The sequence below is a fragment of the Vagococcus allomyrinae genome (assembly GCF_017829975.1).
Lineage (GTDB): Bacteria > Bacillota > Bacilli > Lactobacillales > Vagococcaceae > Vagococcus_D > Vagococcus_D allomyrinae.
Map to the genome: position 1 here is coordinate 13,163 of NZ_JAEEGA010000017.1, position 26,817 is coordinate 39,979.

Consider the following 26,817-nt stretch of genomic DNA (forward strand, 5'->3'; position numbering starts at 1 on the left):
CCCAACAACGGCCTTGTTGACAGCTCTCATTTGCATAGTAGTATCACTAAACACGATTTCGAAAATTTTCATTTTTTTACATACTATTAAGACTAAAAGAAAGCGAGATCCATAACGAACCTCACTTTCTTCAATATGTCCGATTTGATTAACGACGTAATCCTAAACGTTGGATTAATTCGCGGTAACGAGCCACATCGTTGTTACGTAAGTAAGCTAGTAAGTTACGACGGTGTCCAACTTTTTTCATTAAACCACGGTAAGAATGGTGATCTTTCTTGTGTAGTTTAGAGTGATCGTTTAAGTGATTGATTTCTGCAGTTAATACAGCAATTTGCACTTCTGGAGAACCAGTATCTCCTTCGTGACGAGCATACTCTTTAATGATTTCGTTTTTCTTTTCTTTTGACATTGCCATCTTTTCCACCTCTTTCTGATAAATTCGTCCCATAACTGAGTAGGCCGTAGGTGACTCGACGAACCAAGTAATAGGCGGCACAATCTGATAATCGTACAGTAATACTTTACCTGAATCCCCGCCTAAATGCAAGCAGTTTCTCCCTCCCTTTAAAAAAAGAAACGAAAACTTGGGGAATAACTCTCGTCGGCTAACCGTTCAAGGGAAATATTGAACCATTTAAGCAATCAAGGCCCTTTGCCTGACCCTCTTTGTTAGGATTAAGTCAGTCATAAGAAAGACTGACTTAACAAGGAGGAAAAAAGATGATTGAGGTTAAAAACTTAACAAAAGATTACGGTAAAGGCGTCGGGGCAACAGAGGTCAATTTAATCGCCAAACCTGGTGAAATAACGGTTTTACTCGGGGCAAATGGTGCTGGCAAGTCAACTACTATAAAAAGCATTATCGGTTTGCTTAAATATACTGGTGACATTCAAATTTGCGGACACCCTAACTTGAGCGTAGAAGCTAAAAAGTCCTTTGGCTACATTCCCGAAACCCCTGTTCTTTACGATTTATTAACAATTGATGAGCATGTTGACTTTATTGGCAATGCTTATAACATCCCCAATTACCAAAAAGAAGCGACTAAATTTTTAACCCTCTTTAAGCTCTTGGATAAACGCCAATCCATCGCCAAAGAGCTTTCAAAGGGCATGCGGCAAAAATTATCCATGACTCTGGCCTTGATGATTCGCCCTAAAGCTCTTCTAGTCGATGAACCGATGATGGGACTGGATCCCAATAGTATCCAAGATACTTTGGATATCCTAGAAGGCATGAAACACCAAGGCGTTAGTATTTTGATGAGCACTCATATTATCGACATGCTAAACGACATCTGGGATCGAGCTTACATCATGAAAAAAGGCCGGGTGTTACAAGAAGTCACTCGCACCTCTCTTGGTAACCAAAGTCTCAAAGAACTCTTTTTCACCTTAAACGAGGAGGGACAAGATGAAACAGTTAATTAAATTAAATGCCACCAAAAAAAAGGCGAAACTTCGTGACTTACTTAAAAGCCCTCTTTCGGCTATTTTTATGATTCTGATGGTTGGCGGCGCTGCTTTTTCCATCTTACCTGTTTTGTTTAGCAAGCAAGCTCTCTTAGCAGAAGATATGTTTTCCGTCTATACCTTATTAGTGATTGGTTTTTCCTTTGGTTTAGTGATGATGATTTTGCTGCAAAAACGAATGGCCCTCTTTTTTGAGGAAGACTCTTACTACATGTTTATCGGCCCTTTTACCAACCGACAAATCTTAGGCTATGCGGCCTTCGATAGTTTTTTACAAAGTGTGTTAACCGGTCTGTTTTGCGGCCTAATCCCCGTAATTTTTCTCATGTCTGTCGGCCGCTTGACATTCTTACAATTGATAACCGCCTGCACCAGCTCCATTTTATTGATCAATGCCTTTATGATGATTTTACAAATTATTTACGTTAAGGAGCTCATCAATCAGCAAAAAAGTCGCCGAAACCAACTGCTTGGCTTGCTTTTTTTACTAGTCGTCGCAGCCTTTGTCGCCTATAACCTATTTGTCGCCCATTTTGATGTAAGAAAAGGTCTGTTAACCTTTGTTACAAGCGAAAGCTTTTACTGGGTTCCCCTGATCGGTTGGGCAAAACTAGCCATTAACAGCTCTTTTGCCCCTAACATTCTCGGCTTATTTACCGGCCTGGGACTGCCACTTTTAACAAACGGGTTACTTATTTTTTACTTCACCCATCTCAAGGGAGACTTTTATGAGCAAGCCATGATCGATGCAATTGATTACACCGATTACTATAAAAAAGCCATGGCTGGCAAAGATGATTCTCAGCCCAAAAAACTGCAAAAGGTGACGATTAAGTATCAGCAAAATGAAGGCGCCCTGTTTTCTAAAAACTGGCTAATTCTGTTAAAATCACGACAATTTTTATCTAAGGGAGAGATCATTCCCCTCTTCACTGGCTTGATATTCTGTTTTGGGCTAAAAACTAATTTCTATATTTACACAGGTATTTTAGTCTTCTATTTAATCAGTACCGTTAGTTCATCAAGCATCACGGAAGAACTAAAAAGCAACTACCTTTACTTAATCCCTGGTAATCCTTTCAAAAAATTGATCAGCATTTTAGTGATTCCCTTTGGTAAAAGTTTGTTGTTTTGCTTCTTATTCTTACTGCCTGGTTCGCTGTTCTTAAAGACGTCACCTATGACCTTTATCATGACGTTTATTTATTAGCTTCCCTGATCGCGCTCTTCCATTCAGCCAATGTAGTGGCTTTGCGGATACTCAAATCCCGTAGCAATATCATGATGGAAAGTTCCCTGAGAATGCTACTGATTACCGCATCATTAATTCCCAGTGCCTTAATTGCGCTTGGGTGTTATGCCATAACTGGCAATCTCAGCACGACCTTAACGCTCTTAGTTCCACTTATTTCAATCATCAATCTATTATTAACAGGGGGCATCTTTTTCCTCTGTCAAGACATGATGAATGGCAATGCTTATACGGCTGACTAGCTCAGATTGGCAGCAAAACAACCAAGAGCCAATCTATCTTTTTCCATTCTCCTTGTGGTATAATATAGTGATGAAAATGCACAAGGAGTGAAAGTTTAATGATTACAATGGACGATATCATTCGTGAAGGTCATCCGACTTTGCGACAAGTCGCTGAAGAAGTGGCCTTGCCATTAACCGACGAAGAACGTCAACTCGGTGACGACATGTTAACTTTTTTAAAAAATAGCCAAGACCCTGAAATGGCTGAAAAATATGAATTAAGAGGCGGCGTCGGGTTAGCTGCCCCTCAATTAAACGTGTCAAAGCGCATCATCGCCTTGCATGTGCCTAACAATGACCCTGACGCCTCAGCCCCCTCTTTGAGCACGGTCATGGTTAACCCCAAAATTATCAGCCATTCTGTTCAAGACGCCTGTTTAAAAGATGGGGAAGGCTGTTTATCAGTTGACCGCGATGTGCCTGGTTACGTAGTCCGCCACTTACGAGTGACCGTCTCCTACTTTGACATGGATGGCCAACAACATAAGCTTAAGCTAAAAGATTACGAAGCCATCGTGATCCAACATGAAATTGATCACATCAACGGCGTCATGTTCTTCGACCACATCGATGACAGCAATCCTTATGCTGTGAAGAATGACGTAATTATCATTGAATAAAAAAAGCAGTCTTGGTTATTGATAACCCAAGACTGTTTTTTGCTAATTTTGCCCATAATACGCGTTTTCACCATGTTTTCGCCAGTAATGTTTAGCCAATAAACCAGCGGAAATAGGGGTTGCTCTTGGAGTGACCCGTTCCGTTCCAATTGCCATCTCAGCCACTTCCTCAAGAATAATCCCATGTTCCACCGCTTCTGCCACACTCCTCCCCCACACAAAGGGCCCATGTCCCTCAACAATCACGCCTGGTACAGCTAAAGGATCTAGCTGTCGTTCTCTAAAGGTTTCCACAATCACCTGACCCGTTTCTGTTTCATAATCCCCTGTGATCTCTGACTGGGTTAACGGACGAGTGCATGGCACGGCGCCGTAAAAGGTATCGGCATGAGTGGTCCCATAAGGAGGAATATCACGCCCCCCTTGGGCCCACATGACCCCGTGTTTCGAATGAGTATGAACGACTGCGGTGATCGCTGAAAATTGGCGATATAGTACAAGATGTGTAGCCAAATCAGAGGATGGCTTTAGGTCACCTTCCAGCACTTGGCCAGCTAAATCGGTTACCACCATTTGATCTGGCTGTAGTTGCTCATAAGCCACCCCACTAGGTTTAATCACGACCACTTGTAAATCTCGGTTAACCTCGCTGACATTCCCCCAAGTTAGTTTTACTAATCCCCCTTGCGGTAAAGCTAAGTTAGCCTGACAAACCCGTTCCTTCATTTCTCTTAATACCTTTGTTTTAGACATCGTAGCCCGCCTCCTTTAATAATGGGAGTAAATAATCTTGTGCCGTTTTAATTTCCTCCTCAGGCTGCTTCGAGGTTTCACTCCACATTTCAATCAGGAAAGCACCTGAATAATTCAACCGACTTAAGGTCGCTAAGCATCCTTTAAAATCAACACAGCCTTCACCAAAGGGAACTCCCTTAAACTTGCCTGGGAAATCCCCTTTTACAGCTAAGGTATCCTTTAGATGAACATTGGAAATGCACTCAATCCCTTTCTCCAACTCCAAGCCAATATCATTTTCTGGCCATGCGGATAGATTCCCTAAATCAGGGTAAACTTGTAACCAAGGTGAAGGAACTTGCTCCTTAATGGCCAAAAACTTACTGATGGAATTAATAAATGGATCGTCCATGATTTCGATGGCCAACGTGATCCCTTTAGCGGCGGCAATCCCTACTGCCGCTTTTAAATTTTCAATAAAAAAATTGCGAGACGCCACCGTTTTTTCTTCATAATAAACATCATACCCGGCTAATTGGACCGTTCTAACCCCTAAATCAGCCGCCAAATCAACGGCTTTCCTTGTCATTTCCAAAGCTTTTTGCCGTTTTAAGGGGTCCTTAGACCCAAAGGGAAATCGTCGATGGCCACTTAAACAAATTGACATAATCTTGACGCCTGTCTGGTGAATCCCTTGAACAACTGCCAATCGTTCTGCTGACGTCCAATCCAAGCGGGCCAGCCGCTCATCCGTTTCGTCGATAGACATTTCAACAAAATCAAACCCTAAAGAATGAGCCAATTCCAGCCGTTGTTGCCAGCTAAGGTCCTTCGGCAAGGCCTTTTCGTATATTCCAATCGTTGTCATTGCTATCACTCCCAAATTCGCTGGATTTCCTCCTTAAACGCTCTCGCAGCCATAGCCGGATCCGCCGCATTGGTAATCCCTCTCCCGGCAATAAAGGTAAAGACCTTAAGCCCGGCAAACAACTGAAGGGTCTCAACCGTTAAGCCGCCGGTCACCGACACCTTAAAGCCCATCTCAATCAGTCGTTTCACCTTGGCCAGATCTTTTTCTCCCCAACTCTCCCCAGCCAAAAGCGCATCTCTACTCTGGTGGTAAATAACTTGCGTGATCCCGGCTGCTAACCACGATTGCGCTTGAGCAAATGTCCAGTCGCCATATAATTCCACTTGAACTTCTTTGACCTCTTTGGCTGCTGCCACCATGGTTGGTAAGGTGGCACAACAGATAACCGTCATCCAATCGGCCCCAGCCTGCTGACAATTAGCCGCCACAGTCCCGCCGGCATCGGCACATTTCGTATCAGCAATTACCACTTTATTGGGAAATAAGGCCCGCATGCTTTGAAGAGCCACTGCTCCCACCTGCAGGCATAGAATCGTTCCCACTTCAATAATATCGACTTCTGCGCCAACCTTGACCACATCCCCGATTGCACTCGGCAAATCGGAGTGATCCAAGGCGACTTGTAAATTAGGTCTGGCCACTCACAATCCCTCTTTTCTCTATTTAAACTTTTCAGCTAAATCTGTTTCATTGACCCGCTCAACAACTTCTTTGGAAGACATAACATTTTTCACACCCACAATGGTTACGCCTTTTTTCTTGGCATTATCAAACATGTTCAAAAAATTCATCGGGGTAAACACCACATCATACTGAGTCGCAGTGCTTTTCCCTTCAGAAATCGCACAGTGGTGAATATTGGTAATATGAAACCCCAATTCCTTTAAAGCTTTCTCAACACTCTTTTTCATCATCAAACTGGTTCCTGACCCATTGGCACACGCTACTAATACTCTCATTTTTATCTTCCTTTCACTTTTTATTCGATAGACATCCAGTTGTTCGTTACATTGGCTTACCCCATAACGATAGAAAATAATTCTTTAACAGTCAGTATATTGCAACTTAAGCTTTAGTCATAACAGCTTCATATTCTTCATAATCTTCTGTTATTAAGAAGTAGGTGTCAGGCCGTCTGCGATATTGAATTTGCGGAATTGCCAACAGTCCAATCACCACTATCCCAATGCCGACAAACCCCAGATACTTCATTAAAACGGTCATCAGTGGCCAAACGGTCGCCCAATCGAACATCCCTAGATAACCACCATACTGAGACAAACCGATGAAGGTTGCGATTAATGCCGAACCTGCTACCTGAATGATCCCGGAAATAAACGGGAAGAGACAGGCCGCCTTAAAGCCGCCTTTATTATTGGCATAAACGGCGATCGCTGCATTGTCAAAAAACAACGGAATAAAACCAGCGATCACGATGGTTGGTGACTTAAATAGAATCAACAGACCAATCGTGATAAATTGGCCTAAAGCACCAAACAGAAAACCGATGGTCACTGCATTTGGTGATCCAAAACCAAAGGAGGCGGCCACATCAATGCCGGGGACAGCTCCTGGCAATAGTGTATTGGAGATCCCTTGAAATGATTCAGTTAATTCGGCTACAAAGGTTCGCACACCTAATTGTAAAATCGCTAAGTAGACAGCGAAATTAAGCGAGGTTAGCAAAATATAAAAGAAAAAACTTTGATCTGGCAACATAAACTCCGCCCCAACTAAGTAAGGTTTGCCTAATACTAACAAGATAATCCCGAAGAAAAAGAGCATCAGAATCGAGGTGGCAACCATATTTTCATTAAAAATCGATAAAAACCCTGGCAACTCCATGTCTTCAAGCTTCTTATTTTTCTTATCCTGCTTGACCTTTTCAGACAATTTAGAAAAAATAGCAATGCCGAACATCTGCTGATGAGCAATGGCAAAGCCAGCCCCTTCAGTTAATTCCTGGGTAATGTCGACGGTTAAATTCGAGCCAACTGCCCAATAAACACCTAATATCAGCCCCATGATCAACAGCACTGGGATTCTCCCTAGATCAGGAAAACAAAATAAGAGAATCCAAAAGGCCGTGGCAGCTTGCTGTACTTGAACATTTCCTGTGGTAAACACCGCCCGCAGTTTAGTATATTTTTTAAAGCGAACAAGTAAAATATTCATCACAAAAGCAATCAGCAATAACAACATCGTATCGCTAAAGGTTTTGCCAAAGGTTTCTTCAATCCCCACGGTCACCGCGTTTTGCCCAAAGTAAGGGTCAATCACCATGGCATCCAAATTGAAGCGTTCCTTTAAGCCCACGAGTATCGGCCTAAAATTGTTCACCAATCCCCCGGACCCGACAGATAAAATCAAATACCCGACCGTGGCCTTAAGAAAACCAGCAATGCTTTCATATAAGGGTTTCTTTAATAAGATATACCCTAGCAACACAATAAACCCAATCAAAAAAGCCGGTTGTGTTAAAATATTTGCTGCGAAATAACTCCAAATAGCTAATAAAAAATTAAGTACTGCGTCCATCTTTTTCCTCCTTTAGAAAAACTCTGAGACTGTCGGCCTAATCGTCATGGCAGATCACTTACTTCCAACCGCGGTTACTGACTGACACTCCCTTTAACTGAATTGCCTCATCACGTCTTCAAACTCACTTAAATTATTGGTTGCTTCCAATGCACTGATCAAACCGTCAGTCATTAACATCTCTGATAGATTAGCAATGTTTTGCATATGCTCTTCAGGATTTTTGGCTGCCAAGGTAAAAAAAAGGCTGGCATTTTTTTCGGCATCTTGCTCATCAAACACCACTGGTTCCTTCATCTTCGTAAACGAAATCGCCGTTCCAAACACCCCCTGACTTTGTTCCGATGAATGAGGCATGGCAACCCCTGGCACAATCACAATATAAGGACCAAATGCCTCAACGCAAGCAATCACTTCATCAACATACACTTGATTAATGATCTGCCGCTCCATAAGTAGCTGACAACTGACCTTAATCGCCTCTCGCCAATCAGCTGGCTGTTCCTCACAATAGCGAATTAACTGATGATCAAAAAAATACGTTAACATCTCCCTACTCCTTTCATAAAAAATTTAAGTTGACGAGGATCACTATAAAAACGAGGTAAAGGGCACATCATTATCCGTAACAAAGACATCTGCAAAGCCGCGATAAAAATTAAAGGCCAGCTTATCCTGATCTGTAGGGTAGGTGTACTTGCCACCCACTTGCCAGACAAAAGGCTTAAACTCATAATTTAAACGTGCTTTTTTCATCTTCCACAGCGAAACGATCTCTTGGGGATCGGCCATAAAATTTGACCAAATATCGTAATGAACTGGAATAACCACTTTCGCTTTAAGGGATTCGGCCATTCTCAATATATCGACTGATGTTAGCTTATCCGTAATTCCCCGAGGGTTTTCACCAAATGCGCCGAGACAGACGTCCACCTGATAACGATTCCCGTGATCGGCAAATTTATTAGAATAATGAGAATCACCGGCATGATAAATATTGCCGCCAGACGTTTCAAATAAATAATTCACGGCGATGTCATCCATCTCTTGAGGCATTTTCCCAGCCAATAGTTGAGTCTCATCAGGGCAGGTGATCAGGGCCGTCCGATCGAAAGCCTCCAATGCCACAATCTTAATCGACTTAAGGGTGACTTGATCGCCGGGACGGACCACCACCGTTTTTTCCTGAGGAATCCCCCAACTAAGCCACGTGTTTACCACCTCTTGAGGGCCGATAAATTTTGCCTCTGGACAGTTTTGATGAACGGCGGCCGCTGTGTTGATATCTAAATGATCTGAATGAATATGAGTGACGACTAAGGCATCCACCTCCTTAATGGCAAAGGGATCAATCACGAAAGGTTGGGTCCGCAAATTGGGTTGCATGTTCTGAACTCCGCTCATTCTCATCATCTGATGCCCTTTTTTCATTTGACCATTTCCATGGCTGCGTTTCCCTGTGCCACACCACAGATCACATAAAATATTGGTGCCTTCATGTGATTTTAGCCAAATACCTGTACAGCCTAACCACCACATTGAAACTGTCCCTTCAGCCACTACCTCCTGTTCAATTTCTTCATTTAGCCAGGTTCCCCATTCTGGAAACGTGTTTAAGATCCATTCTTCTCGCGTCACTTTTGCAACTTGACTCATGTAACATTCCTCCCACACCATTAATTAGTTAATTCCCATAAAATAATCAACTGCAGCTCTTGAATATTTATCAGGTTATGTGTCACTATACTTCTATTCTAAACAGATTGTTAGCGAATACAATCAGTTTTTATGACTGTTTCCCCATTTTTACGATCATTCGATCATATCTACTCTTTTTTTATAGTTATTAATCCGCTTCCATGATATATTATGATCGAGGTGAATTGAAATGAACAAATTATCTGGCGTTTTAATTAATAATCGCTCCCGCATCAGGAAATGGACTAATTGGCTTTTATATGCTATTTTTGGCGCCTACATCCTCTTTCTGATTGTCACGACGCCCCACCCCATAACCAAACTAGTCTATGGTCTGATAGGACTCATAGTCTTAAGCATTATTCTGCTTTTTGAGTGGCTAACACTCCTATACCAAAAGATGATCTTTGCCTTAACCATGGCGTGTGATCACCAAAAGGCACGTCACCTAAGGAACAAACTAAAACGATTTGACTACTTTAAAGGTTTCGGTCCTTCCTTAAAACTTTTTGATGCCTTACTGTTATTGGACGAAGGTGATTATCAAGCATGCCTTAACCACTTAGATCAGCATCACCACTTTTTTCACGGAACTACAGACTATCTGTTGATCAACTATCGCACCATGTTGCAATGCGCGTATTTCTTAACAAACAGGCCGTTATTTGATGACGCTCTCAAAAAGATCAAGCAATTAAAGTATGGTGTCCAATCGAATAAAGCCCTCTCCCCCCTTTATTCTTGGGAGGAGATACAAGGACTCCAATTCTTTCGGCAAGGACGCTACTCACAATCACTAAAAACATTAAAAAAAGTCAACACGACAAGGTTTAATACGCGCGAAGTGACTTATTTGCTATTTGAACAAGCCCAGGCACTTCACGCCAGTAACAACTTATCGGAAGCTCATCGCTTACTAGAAGACGTCAGCAAACAAGGAAACCAATTACACATCGTCACATTAGCCAAAAATAAGGAGTGGATGACATTTGAAAAATACGAATGAACTGATCCAAAAACGAAAAAATAAAATAGTCTCTCTGCTACAGGAATTTAATGCCTTATCGGTCTTAGAACTAGCCAATCAGCTGGGCATCTCAGAAATAACTGTCCGGCGAGATTTGGCAACTTTAGACCGAATGGGATTAGTCCGACGTTTTCATGGCGGGGCAGAAAAGGTCAACAACATCGATGATTATACCGAAGAAAATCGACAGTTGGATTGCATCAAATTACAGTTAGCCAAAAAAGCCGCCTCCTTTATTCAAGAAAACGACACGATTTTTATTAATACCAGTTCGACTGCCCTTTTAAGTTTAAGCCAGACTGGCGACAAGCGACTAACCGCCATTACGAATAATGTCAAAGTTGCGAATTTAGATCACAACCCTAACTCAACGATCATTCTTTCAGGCGGGGAGATTCGCTTCCCAAAAGAAGCCCTTGTAGGTGATATTGCCATTGATTCATTTTCTAAAATGAAGGCGGATATCTGCATCATTGGTTGTTCTGGAATAACAGCCGAAGATGGCATTACAACGCCGATTTTCCATGAAGCCAAAATAAACAAACTGATCATCGACCGCACGCAAGGGTTAAAAATTGTCGTAGCAGACTACCGTAAAATCGGCAAAACCGTTAGTTTTCTCAGCGGGCGTCTGGAGGAGATTGATTACCTCATTACGGATTCCTTTGCCGATGCTCACATGATTGAAAAAATCGAACAAAAAGGCGTAAAAGTTATCCAAATTCCAATTTAAAAAAAGCCAGACTCTTCTTTCCAGAGTCTGGCTTTTTTAAATTAAGTTCAATTCTTTCGCGGCATGCCAAATGCCATGATCATCGTGACTTTTCGTCACTAAATCTGCATAGCCCTTAACGTAATCCGTCGCATTCGCCATCACAACCCCGACACCGGCAAGCTGAACCATTTCAATGTCATTCTCACCATCGCCAAAAACGATGATGTCAGCGGCCGTAAACCCTTGCTCTTTGGCAATCGCCTCTAAGGTTACCGCTTTTGAACTGTTGCTAGGAACTGCGTCCATGGCTGCATCGCCCCAGCGGGTAAAACGGATCGTTTCAAACTGGCCACTAAACAACTGCTCTTCCACACGATCACAAAAAAGAATGGCTTGATAAATCGCTTCTTCGCCGTCAATGTCAAATTCATAAGAAGGTTGCTCCTTATTAAAGGCTTTTTGCATCTCCGCATTCCGTTCATGGATAAAAGGGCCTTGTTGCTTGACTTGATCAATCGTCTGATACAATAAATCAATTTGCCTGTCATTAGCCATGGCGACCAATTTCTTTAGTTCTTGTTTATTTAATGGGTTACTAAAGACTTGCTGATGGTCCAAAAAGGCATAACCACCATTGCACAGTAGATAATTGCTTAACCCCACTTGATCGATCACCTCTTTCGCAGTCGCTAAACTGCGACCCGTCGCGATCGTCACGAGATGTCCCGCAGCTTTTAACTTATCGATTACTTCCAAAGAACTCGCCAACACCTCATGTTGAGAATTTAGCAGTGTGCCGTCAATATCAAACGCGATTAATTTTCTTTTCAATGATCACCCCTCCTTAAGTCTTGCTTTCATGTTAAATGCTTAGTCGCTTCCCGACTAGCTAGCGGGCTCAACTGATGGTCCTTTAAAAAACTAAGGACCCATTGAGGATCGGTTTTGCTGTATTGGCGCAAAGACCAGCCAATCGCTTTTTGAATAAAAAACTCATCGGTTTCCTGATCCTTTAAAATAGCTTTAGTTAATAACACCAAATCGGTCTTTTCTTTCTGCATTAACTGCAAGTTAATCGCCACTCGTCGCATCCAAAAGTCATCACTGCTATGGAAATGATGGTATATCTCCTGCAGCTCATCTGGAAAATGGTTAATTCGTAAACCGAAAAACTTGCGCCAGGCATCAACGCTGTCCCACCAAGCTTTTTGAGAAACAAACGCTGCTAACTCAAGGGTCTGATTTTTACGCAAACGCTTCACGTTGGCAATCGCTAAATCAATCGCTAAATACTGGTATTCACGTTCCCTTAAGGCATAATAAGCCCCAATCATTTCCAACAAGTCAGGGGTTGGCAGCTGCTGACTATTTTTTATTACCTCTCGGCAAGCCGCCTGACGCTGGGGTGCCTTCAGACCTAAAAAGGGAAATTGATTTTTCATATAGGCTTCCATTGGCTGTTGATTCTCCAAATTAACGGGTAAACTAATTAATTCCACCAAAATCGCTTCCTTCCACTAGAGCAAACTGCTAAACAAATGCAACACCAAAGGCGCTACAAAAACTGTCACTAAGCCGGTCACGCCAATCGCCAGGCCAGACATAGCGCCTTCGACTTTTCCCATTTCCATGGCTTTTGAAGTGCCGATAGCATGGGCTGAGGTCCCGAGGGCAATTCCTTTAGCAACGGGCTCTTCCACTTTGCTCCATTTTAACACAGTTGGACCAAACATCGCCCCGATAATCCCTGTAATGATCACCACAATAATCGTCACCGTTGTAATCCCACCCATTTTAGCTGAAATCTCAATGGCGATTGCCGTCGTCACAGACTTCGGTAAAATCGAGGCCATTAATTCTTGATTATAATGAAATAAGACCGATAGTGAAGCCGTTGTCAGCGTGCTGACCAAGGTGCCAGCAAAAATCCCCGCTAAAATTGAACGAGCGTGGTGTTTTAATAGATGAAACGATTGATATAAAGGAATCGCTAAGGACACGGTTGCTGGGGCAATCAACATGTTTAACATCCCACCACCAACATAATAGTCCTCATAAGAAATACCTGTGAGTTTCAAAATCAGAATGACCACTAAAATCGACACAATTAAAGGATTTAAAATTGGCAGTTTGACACGGGCTGCTAAACGTCGCGCCGCCAAAAAAACAAAAATTGATAACATCAACCCAAATAAGGGATTACTCGTCAATTCGTGTAACATGTCCTGCTGCCTCCTCTTCATCCAATTCAATCAAATCGCCTTCAAATCGACATTTTACCGCTTGAACGATCCGCCCAACAACGGCCATCGTTAAAATTGTCACAATAAAGGTCGCAATCAGCAAACTCCACCAGGTCTCCCGAATCACGGGGAAAAAGACCATAATGCCGACACCTGCTGGCAAAAACAGAATACTTAGGTTATCCAATAAAAAGACACCAACCGTTTCCACATCGTCTACCTTAACTACCTGATAATACAGAGCAGCAAACAGCAGTAACATGCCAATAACACTGCCTGGTATTGGCAACTTAAATAATTTCGACACGATCTCACCAGCATAAGTAAAACTAATAATTAATAAAAACTGCTTAAATAACTTCATTTAACGTTTCCTCCAAACTCTACCCATCCATTATATAGCAGATTCCACTTAATAAAAATGAAATTTTCATTTTTTTTCATATTTATTGCCAACATTCTATTAAAAGTCCATTTTCCAACGAACCCCCACAATCCACTTGACCTGCGACATGATTATGAGGTATACTAGTCTTTGTGTAAAATAAGCAGCTAGAAGATAAGTAACTCGTCAACAGTTTAACGCCCAATTGGGTTCAATTGCGTAACCACGGCTGCAAGGGGTGAAGATTGAAGGTTGAACTGAACGAATACTAAATTTTCAGAAATTATTTTACTCCAAAAAAACATTATTGGAGGAATTTTAAATGTCACGTTATACTGGACCAAGTTGGAAAGTTTCACGTCGCCTAGGTATCTCATTATCAGGTACAGGTAAAGAATTAGCTCGTCGTCCTTATGCACCGGGTCAACACGGACCTAACAGCCGCGGAAAGAAATCTGAATACGGCTTGCAAATGACTGAGAAACAAAAATTACGTAACATGTACGGCATGAACGAACGTCAATTCGTTAACACATTTATCAAAGCTGGTAAAATCAGAGAAGGTAAACACGGTGTTAACTTTATGATCTTATTAGAACAACGCTTAGATAACGTTGTTTACCAATTAGGCTTAGCGACTACTCGTCGTCAATCTCGTCAATTAGTAAACCACGGTCACATCTTAGTAGATGGCAAACGCGTTGATATCCCTTCTTACCAAGTTGAGGTAGGTCAAGTGGTTTCTGTTCGTGAAAAATCTAAAAACTTAGTAATCGTGAAAGGTGCTATCGAGTCAGCTTTAGGCCGTCCTGGATACATCACTTTCGATGAAGAAAAATTAGAAGGTGGCTTAAGCCGCTTACCTGAACGTGAAGAGTTAACTCAAGAAGTTGACGAATCTTACATCGTTGAGTTCTACAACAAAAAACTCTAAGAGTATCAAAAGACTCCAAAGCTGCTCAAGCTTTGGAGTCTTTTTCTCGTGCTTACGACTGGCTTATTAGCAAGTCGCGGATTGTAGAGGACGGCGGCCAGATGATACAACGGAATCTACCTTCTTACCCGCTAGTCCAGTAAAAGGTATCAGGGTCTCCACCTCCAGTCGCCCAGGCGCTCCTACTAACAGTAATTCAGGATACGCCACCATCAGCCACCTGCTAAATTAACCCGTTCCACATAAGTTAAGCCGGAATTTAATTCGATTTCCAGTTCAACATATTGACCACTCATCTTATAAGTGACCACACCAATATTGTAGTAATCCTTCCCAGTAACAGCCTCAACATTGTTATTTAGATAGCGATTTTTGAGCTTTCCTAAGGTCATCGCAGCCACCGTCTTCCCTTGATACAATTGTTTCGTCTGTTGGTAAAGTGCTGCTTCATGGCGATAACTCCTTAAACGTTGCCCGAAAATCAAACTAAAGATCAGCAACAGGACTAATACCGATGGTAAAACCCCACCAACATGCTTACTCTGCCATCCATTGAGGAAAGCTCCCTTGATATTTTTTGCCATCAATAAAGGTCACTTCCATTCTAAAGTCAATTTCACTCGGAAAATAATTAACACTCTCAACATGATCCAGCAATAATTCGACGCCATTATTTTTCCGTTTGCGCAACTGGGAATTGACATGATCGATATAAAAAAGCTGATCATTCTCTCGACCTGTGGCTTCTTTAAACCAAACCTTGCCATCTTCCACTTTAAGAAAACGCCATTTTTGTGACGTATTGTCCAAATTAGAGCTAAATAAATGCCATTCCATTGAAGAGGAAAGCCCACTTGGCTGAGTCGCTAATTGACGCTCAATTTGCAACAACCAGCTAAAAGAATGAATGACAAGGGCCACTACCACTAATGACACAAGACACTCCATCAAGGTAAACCCACCATAAAATTTGCTCTTATTTAACCTCTTCACGTTCTGAAAGCCAGATAATCTCAAACTGCTCACCTGCCATTTCCAGCTCAATGCCTCTCATCTGTTCAACAGTATCAATTACTTGGGCTGAAATTAACAGACCATTGCTCTTTTTACCAGTCAAATCAGCCTTCCCATGAGAATAAAAACCATTGGCAATTTCACTAAAGTAACGATAGACTTCTAGTTTATCGCGATTGTGCTGTTTTTTTTCCTCCATAAAAAGGATTAGGGGGATTAACTGTATGAGGATTAAGGTCGCTACCGCAAAGGCCAGCAGACTCTCGAACAAAATATAACCTGAATACTTAGATCTCTTTAATAACAAAACGTCCACTCCCAATCTGATACACATACTCCAAATATTTGCGATGATAAGGCGTTTGGAATCGAAAGGTATGGGCCTGTTCAACATTTCCCGATCCACCTAAAAAGTTTAAACGAACATCTCGCTGAAGACTGACTCCTTTTGACAATTTTAGCGATTCAACAACAAAGCTGCCGTCGGCCTGAAAAAAAGCAAAACTAATGCTTCTGCCATTTTTTTCTGCTGATACTCTGGTTTGTTTCCGAAAAACGATGGCCGATTGTTGAGTTTGAATCAAGCGCTCTTCAAATTCTTCAATAAAAGCTTGATAGCTAAGCCGCTCGCGCCACTGATTAAGTTGCAACATCGGCAACCCGAAAAAAAGGCTGACAACAAGCAAGACCATCAGCGATTCAACTAAGGTGAAGCCCTGATAAAACGCCTTACTCCCGGAGGGTTTCATCGGTAATTCCTAGTTTTTCCGCTCGTTTTTTTTGTTCCGCTGACAAATATTTTTTCTTGACTAAATTTTCAAGTGAGAGCTGGTTGCCTGCTATGCTCTCGTCCTCATGCTGGGTATACAATTCAACTTGAGTCACCACAACTTTTCTAAAGGCGTCATCACCTTTAGCATTGATTTTTTCCCGCTGCCCCGTTAAATTGGGCACAAACAAAAACACCAAAACAGCAATCACCAGTAAGACAATCAACATTTCCACTAAAGTAAACCCAGCGTACTTCTGTTTTTTCCTTTTCATAAAATCTCTCCCATTTCTTGGTAAATTGGTAGTAATAAGGCGCCATAAACGGCCACAATTAAGACTGCCACAAAAACAAAAATCAGTGGTTGTAGCCATGTTAATAAGCGCTCAACTTTCTGACTTAACTGCCTCCACAACCGGTTGCTATAAATAATTAACTCATCTCCTAATTTCCCCTTAGCTTCACCTTGTTGAATAATGCCTGACAATTCCTTTTGAAAAAAAGACCACTTGCCAATCTGCACGTGAATCCCGTTTCCCTGCTCCAGCTCTAAACTCAAGTACTCTGCCACTTCTCCCATTAATTTTGTACTATCCTCCCCTTTCATAATCGTCAAAATTTGTTTCATCTCCAACCCTAAGTTCAACAACTTCCCTAATTCGCCTGCAAAAAACGAGGTATAATAATAACGTAAAAACACGCCTACTAAAGGGATCTTCATTAAAAAGCGACTTTGCCTAATGGCTGGTTTCCCCTTAAAATAACCTCGCGTCAGCACACAGAGCAAACCGCCAATCACCAGCACCCCTAAAAGGCTCATCGGTCCATACTCAATTACTAAAAAGCCAACATTAGTTGTTGCCTCCTGATCACTATAGGTCCCTAGCTGAGGCAATAGCAACCACTTCATCAAAAGCATCACTGCTGCGAGAAACACTAACAACATCAGCGGATAAGCCAACACTTTGGAAGCTTGCTTTCGTTGTTGATCCCGATCGCTTAATTGACGACCGATTTGAATTAAAGTTCCACTTAAATCGCCATGGACCTCAGACAACCGCAATTGGGTCACGTAGGTACTGGCAAAGTTTAAATCTTGAAAACACTGGTAAAACAAGTTGCCCTGTGCCAAATGTTGCTCAATCAACTCAATCGCCGGTTGTTCTCTGGGAATTAGTTGCTTCATAAAGCGCAAACTTTCTTGTAATGTAAAGCCATTAACTAATAAATCACCTAATAGCAAAACAAAGTCACGCTTTCGCTGGCTGGATAATTTAAGCTTTTTTCTAAGACTCTCTTTGGAACGTTTCCGTCGAAATATACCCCAGAAGCCACGCTTTTTGGAGACTTTTTTGCCATGACTGGGGGGCCTTCTGCGAGAACTTCCCTTCTTTCGTAAAGATGGCATCAAACATCACTCCACTTCCTCCACTTTGACAAAATTGCGAACAACTCCCCAAACAATAGGGACAAACCACTGGCAATAAACGCTGATAGATAATCCCTCGCAAACACTGCCTTAACTCCTCCTTGGCCACACCTAACTCTAACAAGCGCGGGACAATGCTTTCCTTATTTAACCCATGAATCGTCGAAAAAATCGTATGGCCTGTTAAGGCACCACGAATTACCGCTTGAGCTGTTTCACGGTCACGAATTTCACCAACAATTAGCACATCAGGTCGATGTCGCAAACACACTTTAACGAGTTTTTCATAACTTAAGTTAATTTTTTTATTCACTTGCAACTGTAAAAAAGCCGGATCTTCAATTTCCACAGGGTCTTCAATGGTAATCACCTGCCTGTTTTGCCGTCCTAATTGTTTGGCTAAACGGTACATTGACGTCGTTTTGCCAGAACCAGTTGGCCCAGAAAACAAATAAAGCCCTGATTTTTTAACCGCTTCTTCAATCACCACTAGTTGCTTCGGGAAAAATGTCAGATAGTCTTCCTCGCCTGTAAAATCATGCAATAAGCGAATCACTAAACTTTCTCGATGTTGAAAATCACCGACTGTCGAAAAACGCAGTCGCCTTTTCTTGCCTGAGACAACTCTATTACCCGCCCCCACTTGACTTCTTCGCTTCTCCGCCACATCCATATCGGCCATGTACTTAAAGTATAAAATTAATTTCTCTCCTGCTTCTTGAGGCAGCTTACCATAACGAATTTTCCCCAGTTGATACCGAAACGATACTTCGTATCCTTTTTTTTGGGGAAAGATATAAATATCACTCGCCCGATGTTGCACCCCGAACCGCAACAACAATTTGCCATAACTTGAAATGTCCATCCTGTTCTCCTTCCCTATTATATAATTCGCAGACTAGCGTGTTTCTCGTTAAATTCGTAAAAAAAAAAACGATTTTCCCGCTATTGGGAAAATCGTCTGCTTCACTTATTTCATCATGTTTGTAAGATAATCGGGTATCATCGTTAAATTGGTCTGCAACAATACCTCCCCATACTGAGAATCGATGCACGCTTCCCAATACCTTAAATGCTGCTTGTCGACAGCAAAGTCCGAATCGCCAACGTCAACCGCTCCTTCACCTTGGACAGAAAACCAGTAAAGATAGGTAACCCCTGCCAACTCTTCTTGAAAAATAGCCTCGACGTACATTTTTTCTTGCTCCAAGGTCAGCAAGACCTCAGACAGATGATCCTGCAAAAAAGCCATCCATTCTTTCACCAATGCTTCTTTTCCTGCTAAAACGCGATAACGGCTTAACTCCGTCTTGGCCATCTGACTACATTTCTCCAGAGGTATAAACCTCTGAAACATCGTCATCGTCTTCTAAAGCATCAATCAGTTGCTGAACTTTTTGTGCTTGCTTTTCAGCTAGTTCAATAAGCGTTTGGGGAACCATCGTCAACTCAGCCTGGGCTAATTGATAGCCATCTGCTTTTAAAGCATCTCGTACGCTTTGGAAATCACTTGGGTCAGTATAGATCTCAAAAACTTCATCAGAAGTCTCCAAGTCTTCCCCGCCTGCCTCCAACACACTCATCATCATGGTATCTTCATCGACGGTCAACCCCTCCCGATCAATGGCTAGATAGCCCTTACGATCAAACATATAACTGACAGAGCCTGTCTCACCCAAAGAACCACCATTTTTATTAAAGGCTACCCGCACATTGGTTGACGTACGATTGCGATTATCCGTTAAAGCATAGACCAGAATTGCCACGCCTTCTGGTCCATAGCCTTCATAAATCACTTCGTCGTAATTTTCACCTTCACCAGCTGCACTGGCTTTCTTTATCGCTCGCTGGATATTGTCATTTGGCATATTGGCGGCTTTAGCTTTATCCAAGACCATTCGCAAAGAAGGATTCGAGTCTGGATCAGGTCCACCACTTTTCGCTGCCATGTATAACTCTCGAGATAATTTCTGGAAAATTTTACCTCGTTTTGCATCTTGAGCATTTTTTCTGCCTTGAATATTCTTCCATTTAGAATGTCCTGCCATTCTTTACACCCTCTTTCAATTAATGTAGGCAAAACCTACTTGCTCTTCTATTTTAACAAAGATAAGCCATAACAGCAAAGGCTTACAGAAAGATTCGTCATTTTCCTTACGATGCCAAAAAGCAACTAAGATAAACGTCTTAGCTGCCTTTTCTCACTCGCTTGATGAGCATCACGACTAAACAAATAACAATGGCGGTCAATGCCCCCATGCTGTCCAACATCACATCTTGAAACAGTGGCGTCCGTCCACCCGTTAACATTTGATGAAATTCATCTAAACCAGCATAACCCGTGGCGGCTAGCCAGCTGACTAAAGCCGTAAGCCCCATGTTTTTAATCCGTGGCTGTAGCCCTAAAAACCATGAACCACCTAAGATAAAGTAGGTGCCAAAGTGAGCCCCTTTGCGAATAAAAAATTCCACAAAACTAAAATAGCCACTTTCCTTAATACTGACCGGACTCCCTGCATAGCTAAAGCTAATTTGGCTCAAACGCGCTTTAAACGGTTCATTCTTTAATAGTTTCTCCAATAAAGAGAGCTGCGATTGTTGTTCGTAGGTTTGCGACGAACTGATAAAAAGGACGACCATCACCACTATCGCTACGCCAATATAAATATTGCCATTTTTTACATGTTTACTTTTTGCCACAAATTTCATCTCCTTGTCCCTCTCTAATCCTACAAAAAATTTAAGCATTTAGCAATTGATTTCTGCTAATTAGTGCCTATTATGGGTTTTTTATACTATAATAGAAAGTAATTTGAAAGGAGCGACATTAATGACAAACTATTCACTTAATTGGGATTTAGAGGCTATTTTCCCAGGAGGCAGCAACTCACCTGAACTACAAGCTCGCTTAGCTTTATTAAAAGATCAAATTTCGGCTTATGAAACAAATGTCACCGATTGGCAGCCGGCAACAGACTACCCGAACTTCAAATTGTTCGCTGAACTGATTGCGGAATCAGAAGTAATTGAAAAAGGTTTTTCTGAGACAGGAAGTTTCATTAACGCTGTCCAATCAGCAGATGTTCACGATAAGAAAACCAACACCTTGTTCGGCACTTTACATAGCTTAAGTACGCTTTTCAGCAACGCCCAACTCATTTTCATCAAAAAGCTAACGGCGATTACCGACGACCATTGGTCAGCTCTCTTACAAACAGAAGTAGCCCTGCAAGCAGGCGTTGCGTTTAACTTAGAAGAAGCTCGTCGCGATGGGAAAAAACTCCTTAGTGAAGCTGAAGAGAATATCATCAACCACCTGTCAGTAGACGGTTTTAATGCTTGGAGTTCCCATTACGACACGATTGTTAGCTCTATTGAAATTGAATATGGCGGCGAAACACTTTCGGCTGGGCAGACCTTCAACAAAATGATGGGCGATCCAGATGCTCAGGTCAGAAAAGAACTGTTCACGATCTGGGAAAAAACCTGGGCAGACAAAGCGCCGATTTTTGCCGACACGTTAAATCATTTAGATGGTTTCCGCATTACCAATAACCACCTTCACGGAATTGACGATCATCTTGAAAAACCCCTACAATACAATCGAATGAAAAAAGAAACATTGGACGCCATGTGGGGAGCTATTACGGAAAACAAACCATTCTTTATCGACTTCTTAACTCGAAAAGCCCAATTATTTGGCAAAGAGAAGATGGAATGGCAAGATCAAGATGCGCCGATTATTTTAGGGGATTTAAAAGAAAAGCGTTATTCATTTGATGAAGCTGCTGAATTCATTATTGAGAATTTTGCAAAATTCAGCCCTAAAATGGCGACTTTCGCCCAAAAAGCCTTTGAAAACAGCTGGATTGAAGCCGAAGATCGTCCGGGAAAACGGCCTGGCGGTTATTGTACGGGTCTTGGTGAAAGCCAAGAGTCGCGCATCTTTATGACTTACGGTGAATCAATTAACGAAGTCGCAACCCTAGCTCATGAACTAGGTCACGCCTTCCATTCAGAAGTGATGTGGGACATGCCTTTAATGAGTCAAGACTACGCCATGAATGTTGCTGAAACAGCCAGCACCTTTGCAGAATTGATCGTGGCCGACGCCACTCTCAAAAGTGCCGAAACTAAAGAAGAAAAAATTAATTTATTAGACACTAAGATGCAAAACGCCACAGCAATGTTTATGAACATTCACGCTCGTTTTATTTTCGAAAATAATTTTTACACCGCACGAAAAGACAATGTCTTAACTGATGAAGAAATCACGCAATTAATGTTAGAGGCTCAAAAGGAATCTTATCAGGATTCACTGGCAACTTATCACCCGCATTTTTGGGCGAGTAAATTGCATTTCTTTATTGACAGCGTTCCGTTCTACAACTTCCCTTATACTTTTGGTTATTTGTTTAGTAATGGCATCTACGCGTTCGCTCAACAAACTGAAGGTAATTTCGAAGATCAATACATCGCCTTATTAAGAGACACTGCATCCATGACCACTGAAGAATTGGCCATGAAACACCTCAATGTGGATTTAACTAAACCAGATTTCTGGCAAGCTGGGATTGATATTGTCAAAAAAGATATCGCAGACTTTATGGCATTAACTGAAGACTATATTTAGACAAGTTTAAGAGGCAGCTACACGCTGCCTCTTATTTTTTCGTATTGACGTCACGGAAGCAATTGTCTAACAGCTCTCAAACAGACTAACAAATGACACATACTCAGCCGCTTAAAATTTTTCTTTCACTAATGACATGCCGTAATCAACAATTGACATTAAGATCAACGCCAGTGCACTGCCGATTAAAACACCTGAAAAACGATAAGGAACCATCCCTAAAGCAGGGCTGCCAGCTGCAATTGAACTCAATAAAAGAACCTGAGGGTTGGTAAAAAAATTAGCTATGCCATAATTCCGTGGCATAAAGTATTCAACTAAAATATTTAGTATAATCAGCAACCCGAAATTAACAATCAGTGGTAGTTGAAAACCAATTAGTAGCGACCCCAACAACAGACCGATGACACTTCCTAACACGCGCTGAATAAACCGCTCACGAATTTTATCCAACTGTTCCCCTGCTAAAACGGCGGCAGAAGAGATTAAAATCCAATAACCGCTTTGTGCTTGTAATAAATAGGACAGATAAGCCGATATAAAGAGAATCATCGCAAAATGCATCGCCTTGATCAAGACCGTGGGCTCTTGATAAATCGTTAGGTAATACTTATCCCGAAAACTTAAGCGACCATAGTCTGACGGTTCTTGAGTGAATGGTAACTTCTCAATAAACGAAATCAACACCCCTGATAGCAATGACCCCACAACACCAAAAAGTAAATAGCCACTTGTCTGAAAAATTTCAGGTGTCGGCGGAAAATTAGTACCTGTCGCGTAAAGCATAATCACAAAAAAAATATCGGGTTTGGGGATACGATAGATCTTTGTCAGTAGATAACCGCTAAAGGAGATCACACTAATGACCAACGGGATTGTCCATGGCATTAGACCTGAAGACAAACCTAAGCTTAGTGAGGCAAATAAGACTATCCCATGAAGACAAATAGCTTTCACATTATAACAGATGGATTTATATTGAAAAGCCAAATAGGCAAAGGCGCCCATCACACCTAAAGACGCTATTTGCGAATCGCCTAAGAGGATTGCCAATAATAAAGGGATAGCCATGGCAATCCCTGCTCCTAAGGGGCGTAAAAACGAATCTTTACTGTGAGTCGTCGTAAATAATGACTGATAGTTAGTCATGAATCATTCATTCCTTCTGTTCTCAATTTTAGCCTAAACAAGATTACACATAACTTACTAATGCCATCTCGCAAAAAGCCGCTATCTTATATTGTAACACACTAATTTCCGACTTGATTGCCAGTACCTTCCCGCTTGATCTAGCAAAAAAACATGAAATGAACGATTTCTCGCCACTCCATGTTTTGCTAGACCTTCACGCTTTTTTGACTGTTAACTTATGCCCTTAAAGCCAATATCTTTGCGATAGTGGTACTCCTTTAAAGGCAACTGTTCAAGTTCCTGATAAAGAGCTTGCTGAGCCTCGACGATCGTTTTACCTTTACCGACCATAATAAAGACTCGGCCACCAGCTGAGACTAACTCACCGTCAACCAAGTCAACACCAGAGTAATAAACTGCCTGTTGACACTTGCTTAAATCTGGCAAAACCAAACCTTTCGGATAAAGCTCTGGGTAACCCTTAGCGGCAACCATCACCCCAAGATGAACCTGTTCTTCATCCCAGCTAATCGTCGTTTCTCGGTTAGCCAAAATCGCCGTGATAACTTCTGCCAGATCACTGGTCATGTGCTCCAACAAGACTTGGGTTTCAGGATCACCCATCCGTGCATTAAACTCAATCACTTTCGGCCCCTCTTGAGTGGCAATTAAGCCAGCGTATAACACCCCAGTATAATCATAGCCGTCAGCCTTTAAACCAGCAATTGTCGGTCTCACAATCTGTTCAATGGCCACTTCAACAACTTGCGGAGCAATCTGCGGCACTGGACAATAAGCTCCCATGCCTCCTGTATTTAACCCAAGATCCCCTTCAAAGACCCGCTTATGATCCTGAGCAATTTCCAAAGGGTAGATTTTCCCTTGATGAACAAAGGCCAATAAAGAAAATTCTTCTCCTACTAAGAAGTCTTCAATTACCACACGCTTAGAGCTTTCGCCAAAGCGGCCACCTAGCAGCTCTTGTAAGGCAACAATCGCTTCTTCGACTGTTTCAGGGATGATTACCCCTTTACCTTCTGCCAAACCATCAGCCTTTAATACTAAAGGCATGCCCTTCATTTCCATATACGCGACTGCCTCTGCTACCTTGTCAAACACTTGATAATCAGCCGTCGGAATCTCATGACGAATCATTAAGTCCTTGGCAAATTCCTTCGACCCTTCAATTTGTGCACAAGCCTGATTCGGTCCAAAAACAGTTAAGCCCGCCCTTTCAAAATCATCCGCGATCCCTGCAACTAATGGCTGCTCCGGTCCGACAAAGGTCCAAGCAATCTGCTGTTCTTTGGCAAAGTCAATCAATCCCCCATGATCGCTTTGCTGAAGATTCACCAGTTGAATGCCATCTTGACTCATTCCCGGATTACCTGGCGCACAATAGACAGCATCCACTAAAGGACTTGCTAACAACTTCTTGCTGATGGCATGTTCCCGACCACCACTTCCAATCACTAAAAGTTTCATCCTGCCATCCTCTCTAATGTTTAAAATGACGAACGCCTGTGAAAATCATGGCGATGCCTAATTCATTGGCTTTATCAATGGATTGTTGATCTTTAATACTACCACCTGGTTGAATAATCGCGCGAACACCATGTTCAGCAGCGTAACTTACACAATCATCCATGGGAAAGAACGCATCACTGGCCAACACAGCCCCTGTCAGTGAACCGATCGACGTTTCAGCCTGTTCAATGGCAATTTTAACCGAACCAATCCGATTCATCTGACCGGCGCCAATCCCTAAGGTCTGATCTTTTTTGGCGATGACAACCGCATTGCTTTTAACGTGCTTCACAACGTGCCAAGCAAATTCCAACGCTTTAATTTCGTCTGAAGTCGGCGGTGTATCCGTCACGACTTGCCAGCTTTCAACCTGTTCTTTAAGCGTATCTCCAGCTTGAATTAACAAGCCTCCCATAACTGATGTCAGCTCCAACTTCGCTACTTGGTCGGTGGTGGCTGGGAAATCGACGGTCATCAAACGAATATTTTTCTTTTGACTCAAGATGGCCAAGGCCTCTTCTGTAAAACTTGGGGCAATAATAATCTCCAAAAACAGCTCGCTCATCTTTTCCGCTGTCGCCACATCGACCTGACGATTTAAGGCGATAATTCCGCCAAAAATTGAGGTTGAATCGGCTTCATAGGCATGGGTGTACGCTTCAAGAATCGTCTTGCCTAAGCCCACCCCACAAGGATTCATGTGTTTAACTGCCACTACAGCTGGTTCTTGGTATTCATTGACAATTCGCAGAGCGGCATCAGCATCGTGAATATTATTATAAGATAATTCCTTGCCGTGTAATTGTTTGGCTTCTGCAATCGAATAGCTCGTCGGCAACACATCACTGTAAAAACTAGCCTGTTGATGGCCGTTTTCTCCGTAACGAAGGCCTTGTTTTTTCTCATAAGTTACGGTTAATTTTTCTGGATAAGTCTCGCCCACTTCAGCCGTCAAATACGCGGCAATCAGGGCATCATAGGCAGCGGTATGACGGAAAACCTTTGCCGCTAAACGCTTGCGAGTGCCCTCCGTCGTTTGCCCATTGGCTTTAACTTCATCCAAGACTAGTTGATAGTCAGCAGGGTCCACGACAACGGTCACAGCAGCGAAGTTTTTCGCCCCGCTGCGCAACATACTTGGTCCGCCGATGTCAATTTGCTCCACCGCTTCTGCTAAGGTCGTGTCACTTTTGGCAATCGTTTCTTTAAAGGGATACAGGTTAACCACCACATAATCAATCCATTGAATCTCATGTTCCTTAACAGCTGCCACATGGCTAGGCAAATCTCTTCTGCCAAGTAAACCACCATGGATCTTAGGATGTAACGTTTTAACTCGACCATCTAACATCTCAGGGAAATCCGTCACCTCTTCAATCCCGATCGTCGGAATGCCACAATCTGTTAAATAGCTTTTGGTTCCACCAGTTGAAATAATCTCTATGCCAGCCGCCACTAACCCCTTTGCTAAACCTTCAATACCTGTTTTATCAGAAACACTAATCAATGCTCTTTTCATGATAACGCCCTTTCTTT

The 26,817-nt window shown here is 42.2% G+C and carries 34 protein-coding genes; 8 read left to right on the top strand and 26 right to left on the bottom strand.

Features of this window, described 5'->3' with window-relative positions; genetic code table 11:
* Positions 1-148 precede the first annotated feature (148 nt).
* Positions 149-418 (bottom strand): 30S ribosomal protein S15, encoded by a 270-nt coding sequence (rpsO, locus tag I6N95_RS20950; RefSeq protein WP_209531423.1) that lies wholly within the window; start codon positions 416-418, stop codon positions 149-151.
* Positions 419-723: 305 nt separating this feature from the next.
* Here rpsO and I6N95_RS20955 point away from each other — a divergent pair, with 305 nt between their 5' ends.
* The 4 genes from I6N95_RS20955 to def all read left to right on the top strand — a co-directional run bounded on the left by I6N95_RS20955 (position 724) and on the right by def (position 3,632).
* Complete coding sequence (locus I6N95_RS20955) at positions 724-1,434, top strand: ABC transporter ATP-binding protein (protein ID WP_209531313.1); 711 nt, start codon at positions 724-726, stop codon at positions 1,432-1,434.
* Positions 1,418-2,686 carry a putative ABC exporter domain-containing protein gene (locus I6N95_RS20960; RefSeq protein ID WP_209531314.1) on the top strand — a complete coding sequence of 423 codons (1,269 nt, stop codon included), beginning with the start codon at positions 1,418-1,420 and terminating at the stop codon, positions 2,684-2,686. Before I6N95_RS20955 ends, I6N95_RS20960 begins: the two co-directional genes overlap by 17 nt.
* Positions 2,687-2,757: 71 nt before the next feature.
* Positions 2,758-2,970 carry a hypothetical protein gene (locus I6N95_RS27910; protein WP_488225872.1) on the top strand — a complete coding sequence of 71 codons (213 nt, stop codon included), beginning with the start codon at positions 2,758-2,760 and terminating at the stop codon, positions 2,968-2,970.
* Positions 2,971-3,068: 98 nt separating this feature from the next.
* The gene (gene def, locus I6N95_RS20970) at positions 3,069-3,632 is read left to right on the top strand and encodes a peptide deformylase (protein ID WP_209531316.1); all 564 of its coding nucleotides are present in this window, start codon (positions 3,069-3,071) and stop codon (positions 3,630-3,632) included.
* A 42-nt stretch (positions 3,633-3,674) separates the two neighbouring features.
* Here the strand turns inward: def and I6N95_RS20975 are convergent, their stop codons facing one another.
* From I6N95_RS20975 to ulaG, 7 genes are all read right to left on the bottom strand, one after another.
* Positions 3,675-4,385, bottom strand: a complete 711-nt coding sequence (locus tag I6N95_RS20975) for an L-ribulose-5-phosphate 4-epimerase (protein ID WP_209531317.1) — start codon at positions 4,383-4,385, stop codon at positions 3,675-3,677.
* Positions 4,378-5,235, bottom strand: a complete 858-nt coding sequence (locus I6N95_RS20980) for an L-ribulose-5-phosphate 3-epimerase (protein ID WP_209531318.1) — start codon at positions 5,233-5,235, stop codon at positions 4,378-4,380. The genes I6N95_RS20975 and I6N95_RS20980 overlap by 8 nt, the downstream gene beginning before the upstream one ends.
* Positions 5,236-5,240: 5 nt before the next feature.
* Positions 5,241-5,879 (bottom strand): 3-keto-L-gulonate-6-phosphate decarboxylase UlaD, encoded by a 639-nt coding sequence (locus I6N95_RS20985; RefSeq protein ID WP_209531319.1) that lies wholly within the window; start codon positions 5,877-5,879, stop codon positions 5,241-5,243.
* An 18-nt stretch (positions 5,880-5,897) separates the two neighbouring features.
* Positions 5,898-6,197, bottom strand: coding sequence for a PTS sugar transporter subunit IIB (locus I6N95_RS20990; protein ID WP_209531320.1), 300 nt, complete (start codon positions 6,195-6,197; stop codon positions 5,898-5,900).
* 106 nt (positions 6,198-6,303) lie between these two features.
* Complete coding sequence (gene ulaA, locus I6N95_RS20995; RefSeq protein WP_209531321.1) at positions 6,304-7,776, bottom strand: PTS ascorbate transporter subunit IIC; 1,473 nt, start codon at positions 7,774-7,776, stop codon at positions 6,304-6,306.
* 93 nt (positions 7,777-7,869) lie between these two features.
* Positions 7,870-8,325: a PTS sugar transporter subunit IIA gene (locus I6N95_RS21000; RefSeq protein ID WP_209531322.1), complete on the bottom strand. Its 456-nt coding sequence runs from the start codon at positions 8,323-8,325 to the stop codon at positions 7,870-7,872.
* 42 nt (positions 8,326-8,367) lie between these two features.
* Positions 8,368-9,432, bottom strand: a complete 1,065-nt coding sequence (gene ulaG / locus I6N95_RS21005) for an L-ascorbate 6-phosphate lactonase (protein WP_209531323.1) — start codon at positions 9,430-9,432, stop codon at positions 8,368-8,370.
* A gap of 232 nt (positions 9,433-9,664) precedes the next feature.
* Here ulaG and I6N95_RS21010 point away from each other — a divergent pair, with 232 nt between their 5' ends.
* Together I6N95_RS21010 and I6N95_RS21015 are read left to right on the top strand one after the other, a co-directional pair.
* Positions 9,665-10,480, top strand: a complete 816-nt coding sequence (locus I6N95_RS21010) for a hypothetical protein (RefSeq protein WP_209531324.1) — start codon at positions 9,665-9,667, stop codon at positions 10,478-10,480.
* Positions 10,464-11,234 (top strand): DeoR/GlpR family DNA-binding transcription regulator, encoded by a 771-nt coding sequence (locus I6N95_RS21015; protein ID WP_209531325.1) that lies wholly within the window; start codon positions 10,464-10,466, stop codon positions 11,232-11,234. The genes I6N95_RS21010 and I6N95_RS21015 overlap by 17 nt, the downstream gene beginning before the upstream one ends.
* A 36-nt stretch (positions 11,235-11,270) precedes the next feature.
* Here I6N95_RS21015 and I6N95_RS21020 read toward each other — a convergent pair whose 3' ends face one another.
* The 4 genes from I6N95_RS21020 to I6N95_RS21035 are packed head-to-tail and all read right to left on the bottom strand — an operon-like array spanning position 11,271 to position 13,823.
* Positions 11,271-12,047: an HAD family hydrolase gene (locus I6N95_RS21020; protein ID WP_209531326.1), complete on the bottom strand. Its 777-nt coding sequence runs from the start codon at positions 12,045-12,047 to the stop codon at positions 11,271-11,273.
* 26 nt (positions 12,048-12,073) lie between these two features.
* On the bottom strand, positions 12,074-12,715 hold the full coding sequence (locus I6N95_RS21025) for a DNA alkylation repair protein (RefSeq protein WP_347340591.1): 642 nt from the start codon (positions 12,713-12,715) through the stop codon (positions 12,074-12,076).
* 18 nt (positions 12,716-12,733) lie between these two features.
* Entirely contained in the window at positions 12,734-13,438 is a 705-nt protein-coding gene (locus I6N95_RS21030; protein ID WP_209531327.1) for an LrgB family protein, read from the bottom strand.
* Entirely contained in the window at positions 13,416-13,823 is a 408-nt protein-coding gene (locus I6N95_RS21035) for a CidA/LrgA family protein (protein ID WP_209531328.1), read from the bottom strand. Before I6N95_RS21035 ends, I6N95_RS21030 begins: the two co-directional genes overlap by 23 nt.
* 343 nt (positions 13,824-14,166) lie before the next feature.
* On the opposite strand from I6N95_RS21035, the gene rpsD reads away from it, so the two are divergent.
* Positions 14,167-14,778 (top strand): 30S ribosomal protein S4, encoded by a 612-nt coding sequence (rpsD, locus tag I6N95_RS21040; protein ID WP_209531329.1) that lies wholly within the window; start codon positions 14,167-14,169, stop codon positions 14,776-14,778.
* Between the two features lie 66 nt (positions 14,779-14,844).
* On the opposite strand, the gene I6N95_RS21045 is transcribed toward rpsD, so the two are convergent.
* From I6N95_RS21045 to I6N95_RS21090, 11 genes are all read right to left on the bottom strand, one after another.
* Positions 14,845-14,988 carry a hypothetical protein gene (locus I6N95_RS21045; protein ID WP_209531330.1) on the bottom strand — a complete coding sequence of 48 codons (144 nt, stop codon included), beginning with the start codon at positions 14,986-14,988 and terminating at the stop codon, positions 14,845-14,847.
* Between the two features lie 2 nt (positions 14,989-14,990).
* Positions 14,991-15,362 carry a competence type IV pilus minor pilin ComGG gene (gene comGG / locus I6N95_RS21050; RefSeq protein ID WP_209531331.1) on the bottom strand — a complete coding sequence of 124 codons (372 nt, stop codon included), beginning with the start codon at positions 15,360-15,362 and terminating at the stop codon, positions 14,991-14,993.
* Positions 15,316-15,714, bottom strand: a complete 399-nt coding sequence (locus I6N95_RS21055; RefSeq protein ID WP_209531332.1) for a ComGF family competence protein — start codon at positions 15,712-15,714, stop codon at positions 15,316-15,318. Before I6N95_RS21055 ends, comGG begins: the two co-directional genes overlap by 47 nt.
* Before the next feature lie 40 nt (positions 15,715-15,754).
* Positions 15,755-16,099, bottom strand: a complete 345-nt coding sequence (locus tag I6N95_RS21060; protein WP_209531333.1) for a hypothetical protein — start codon at positions 16,097-16,099, stop codon at positions 15,755-15,757.
* Positions 16,080-16,541: a competence type IV pilus minor pilin ComGD gene (gene comGD, locus I6N95_RS21065; RefSeq protein ID WP_209531334.1), complete on the bottom strand. Its 462-nt coding sequence runs from the start codon at positions 16,539-16,541 to the stop codon at positions 16,080-16,082. The genes I6N95_RS21060 and comGD overlap by 20 nt, the downstream gene beginning before the upstream one ends.
* Positions 16,522-16,836, bottom strand: coding sequence for a competence type IV pilus major pilin ComGC (comGC, locus tag I6N95_RS21070; protein ID WP_209531335.1), 315 nt, complete (start codon positions 16,834-16,836; stop codon positions 16,522-16,524). Before comGC ends, comGD begins: the two co-directional genes overlap by 20 nt.
* On the bottom strand, positions 16,833-17,882 hold the full coding sequence (gene comGB / locus I6N95_RS21075) for a competence type IV pilus assembly protein ComGB (RefSeq protein ID WP_347340593.1): 1,050 nt from the start codon (positions 17,880-17,882) through the stop codon (positions 16,833-16,835). The genes comGC and comGB overlap by 4 nt, the downstream gene beginning before the upstream one ends.
* Positions 17,848-18,855 carry a competence type IV pilus ATPase ComGA gene (gene comGA, locus I6N95_RS27205; protein ID WP_245249776.1) on the bottom strand — a complete coding sequence of 336 codons (1,008 nt, stop codon included), beginning with the start codon at positions 18,853-18,855 and terminating at the stop codon, positions 17,848-17,850. The genes comGB and comGA overlap by 35 nt, the downstream gene beginning before the upstream one ends.
* Positions 18,856-18,960: 105 nt before the next feature.
* Positions 18,961-19,308 (bottom strand): DUF6176 family protein, encoded by a 348-nt coding sequence (locus I6N95_RS21080; RefSeq protein ID WP_209531337.1) that lies wholly within the window; start codon positions 19,306-19,308, stop codon positions 18,961-18,963.
* Positions 19,309-19,312: 4 nt separating this feature from the next.
* Complete coding sequence (locus tag I6N95_RS21085; RefSeq protein ID WP_209531338.1) at positions 19,313-20,038, bottom strand: YebC/PmpR family DNA-binding transcriptional regulator; 726 nt, start codon at positions 20,036-20,038, stop codon at positions 19,313-19,315.
* Positions 20,039-20,177: 139 nt separating this feature from the next.
* A complete protein-coding gene (locus I6N95_RS21090) occupies positions 20,178-20,690 on the bottom strand; it encodes a VanZ family protein (RefSeq protein ID WP_430727555.1) in 513 nt (170 codons plus the stop codon).
* A 130-nt stretch (positions 20,691-20,820) separates the two neighbouring features.
* On the opposite strand from I6N95_RS21090, the gene I6N95_RS21095 reads away from it, so the two are divergent.
* On the top strand, positions 20,821-22,623 hold the full coding sequence (locus I6N95_RS21095; protein ID WP_209531340.1) for a M3 family oligoendopeptidase: 1,803 nt from the start codon (positions 20,821-20,823) through the stop codon (positions 22,621-22,623).
* A gap of 111 nt (positions 22,624-22,734) precedes the next feature.
* Here I6N95_RS21095 and I6N95_RS21100 read toward each other — a convergent pair whose 3' ends face one another.
* From I6N95_RS21100 to purH, 3 genes are all read right to left on the bottom strand, one after another.
* Complete coding sequence (locus I6N95_RS21100; RefSeq protein ID WP_209531341.1) at positions 22,735-23,772, bottom strand: FUSC family protein; 1,038 nt, start codon at positions 23,770-23,772, stop codon at positions 22,735-22,737.
* 213 nt (positions 23,773-23,985) lie between these two features.
* The gene (gene purD, locus I6N95_RS21105; RefSeq protein WP_209531342.1) at positions 23,986-25,239 is read right to left on the bottom strand and encodes a phosphoribosylamine--glycine ligase; all 1,254 of its coding nucleotides are present in this window, start codon (positions 25,237-25,239) and stop codon (positions 23,986-23,988) included.
* Positions 25,240-25,252: 13 nt separating this feature from the next.
* On the bottom strand, positions 25,253-26,800 hold the full coding sequence (gene purH, locus I6N95_RS21110) for a bifunctional phosphoribosylaminoimidazolecarboxamide formyltransferase/IMP cyclohydrolase (RefSeq protein ID WP_209531343.1): 1,548 nt from the start codon (positions 26,798-26,800) through the stop codon (positions 25,253-25,255).
* Between the last annotated feature and the right edge of the window lie 17 nt (positions 26,801-26,817).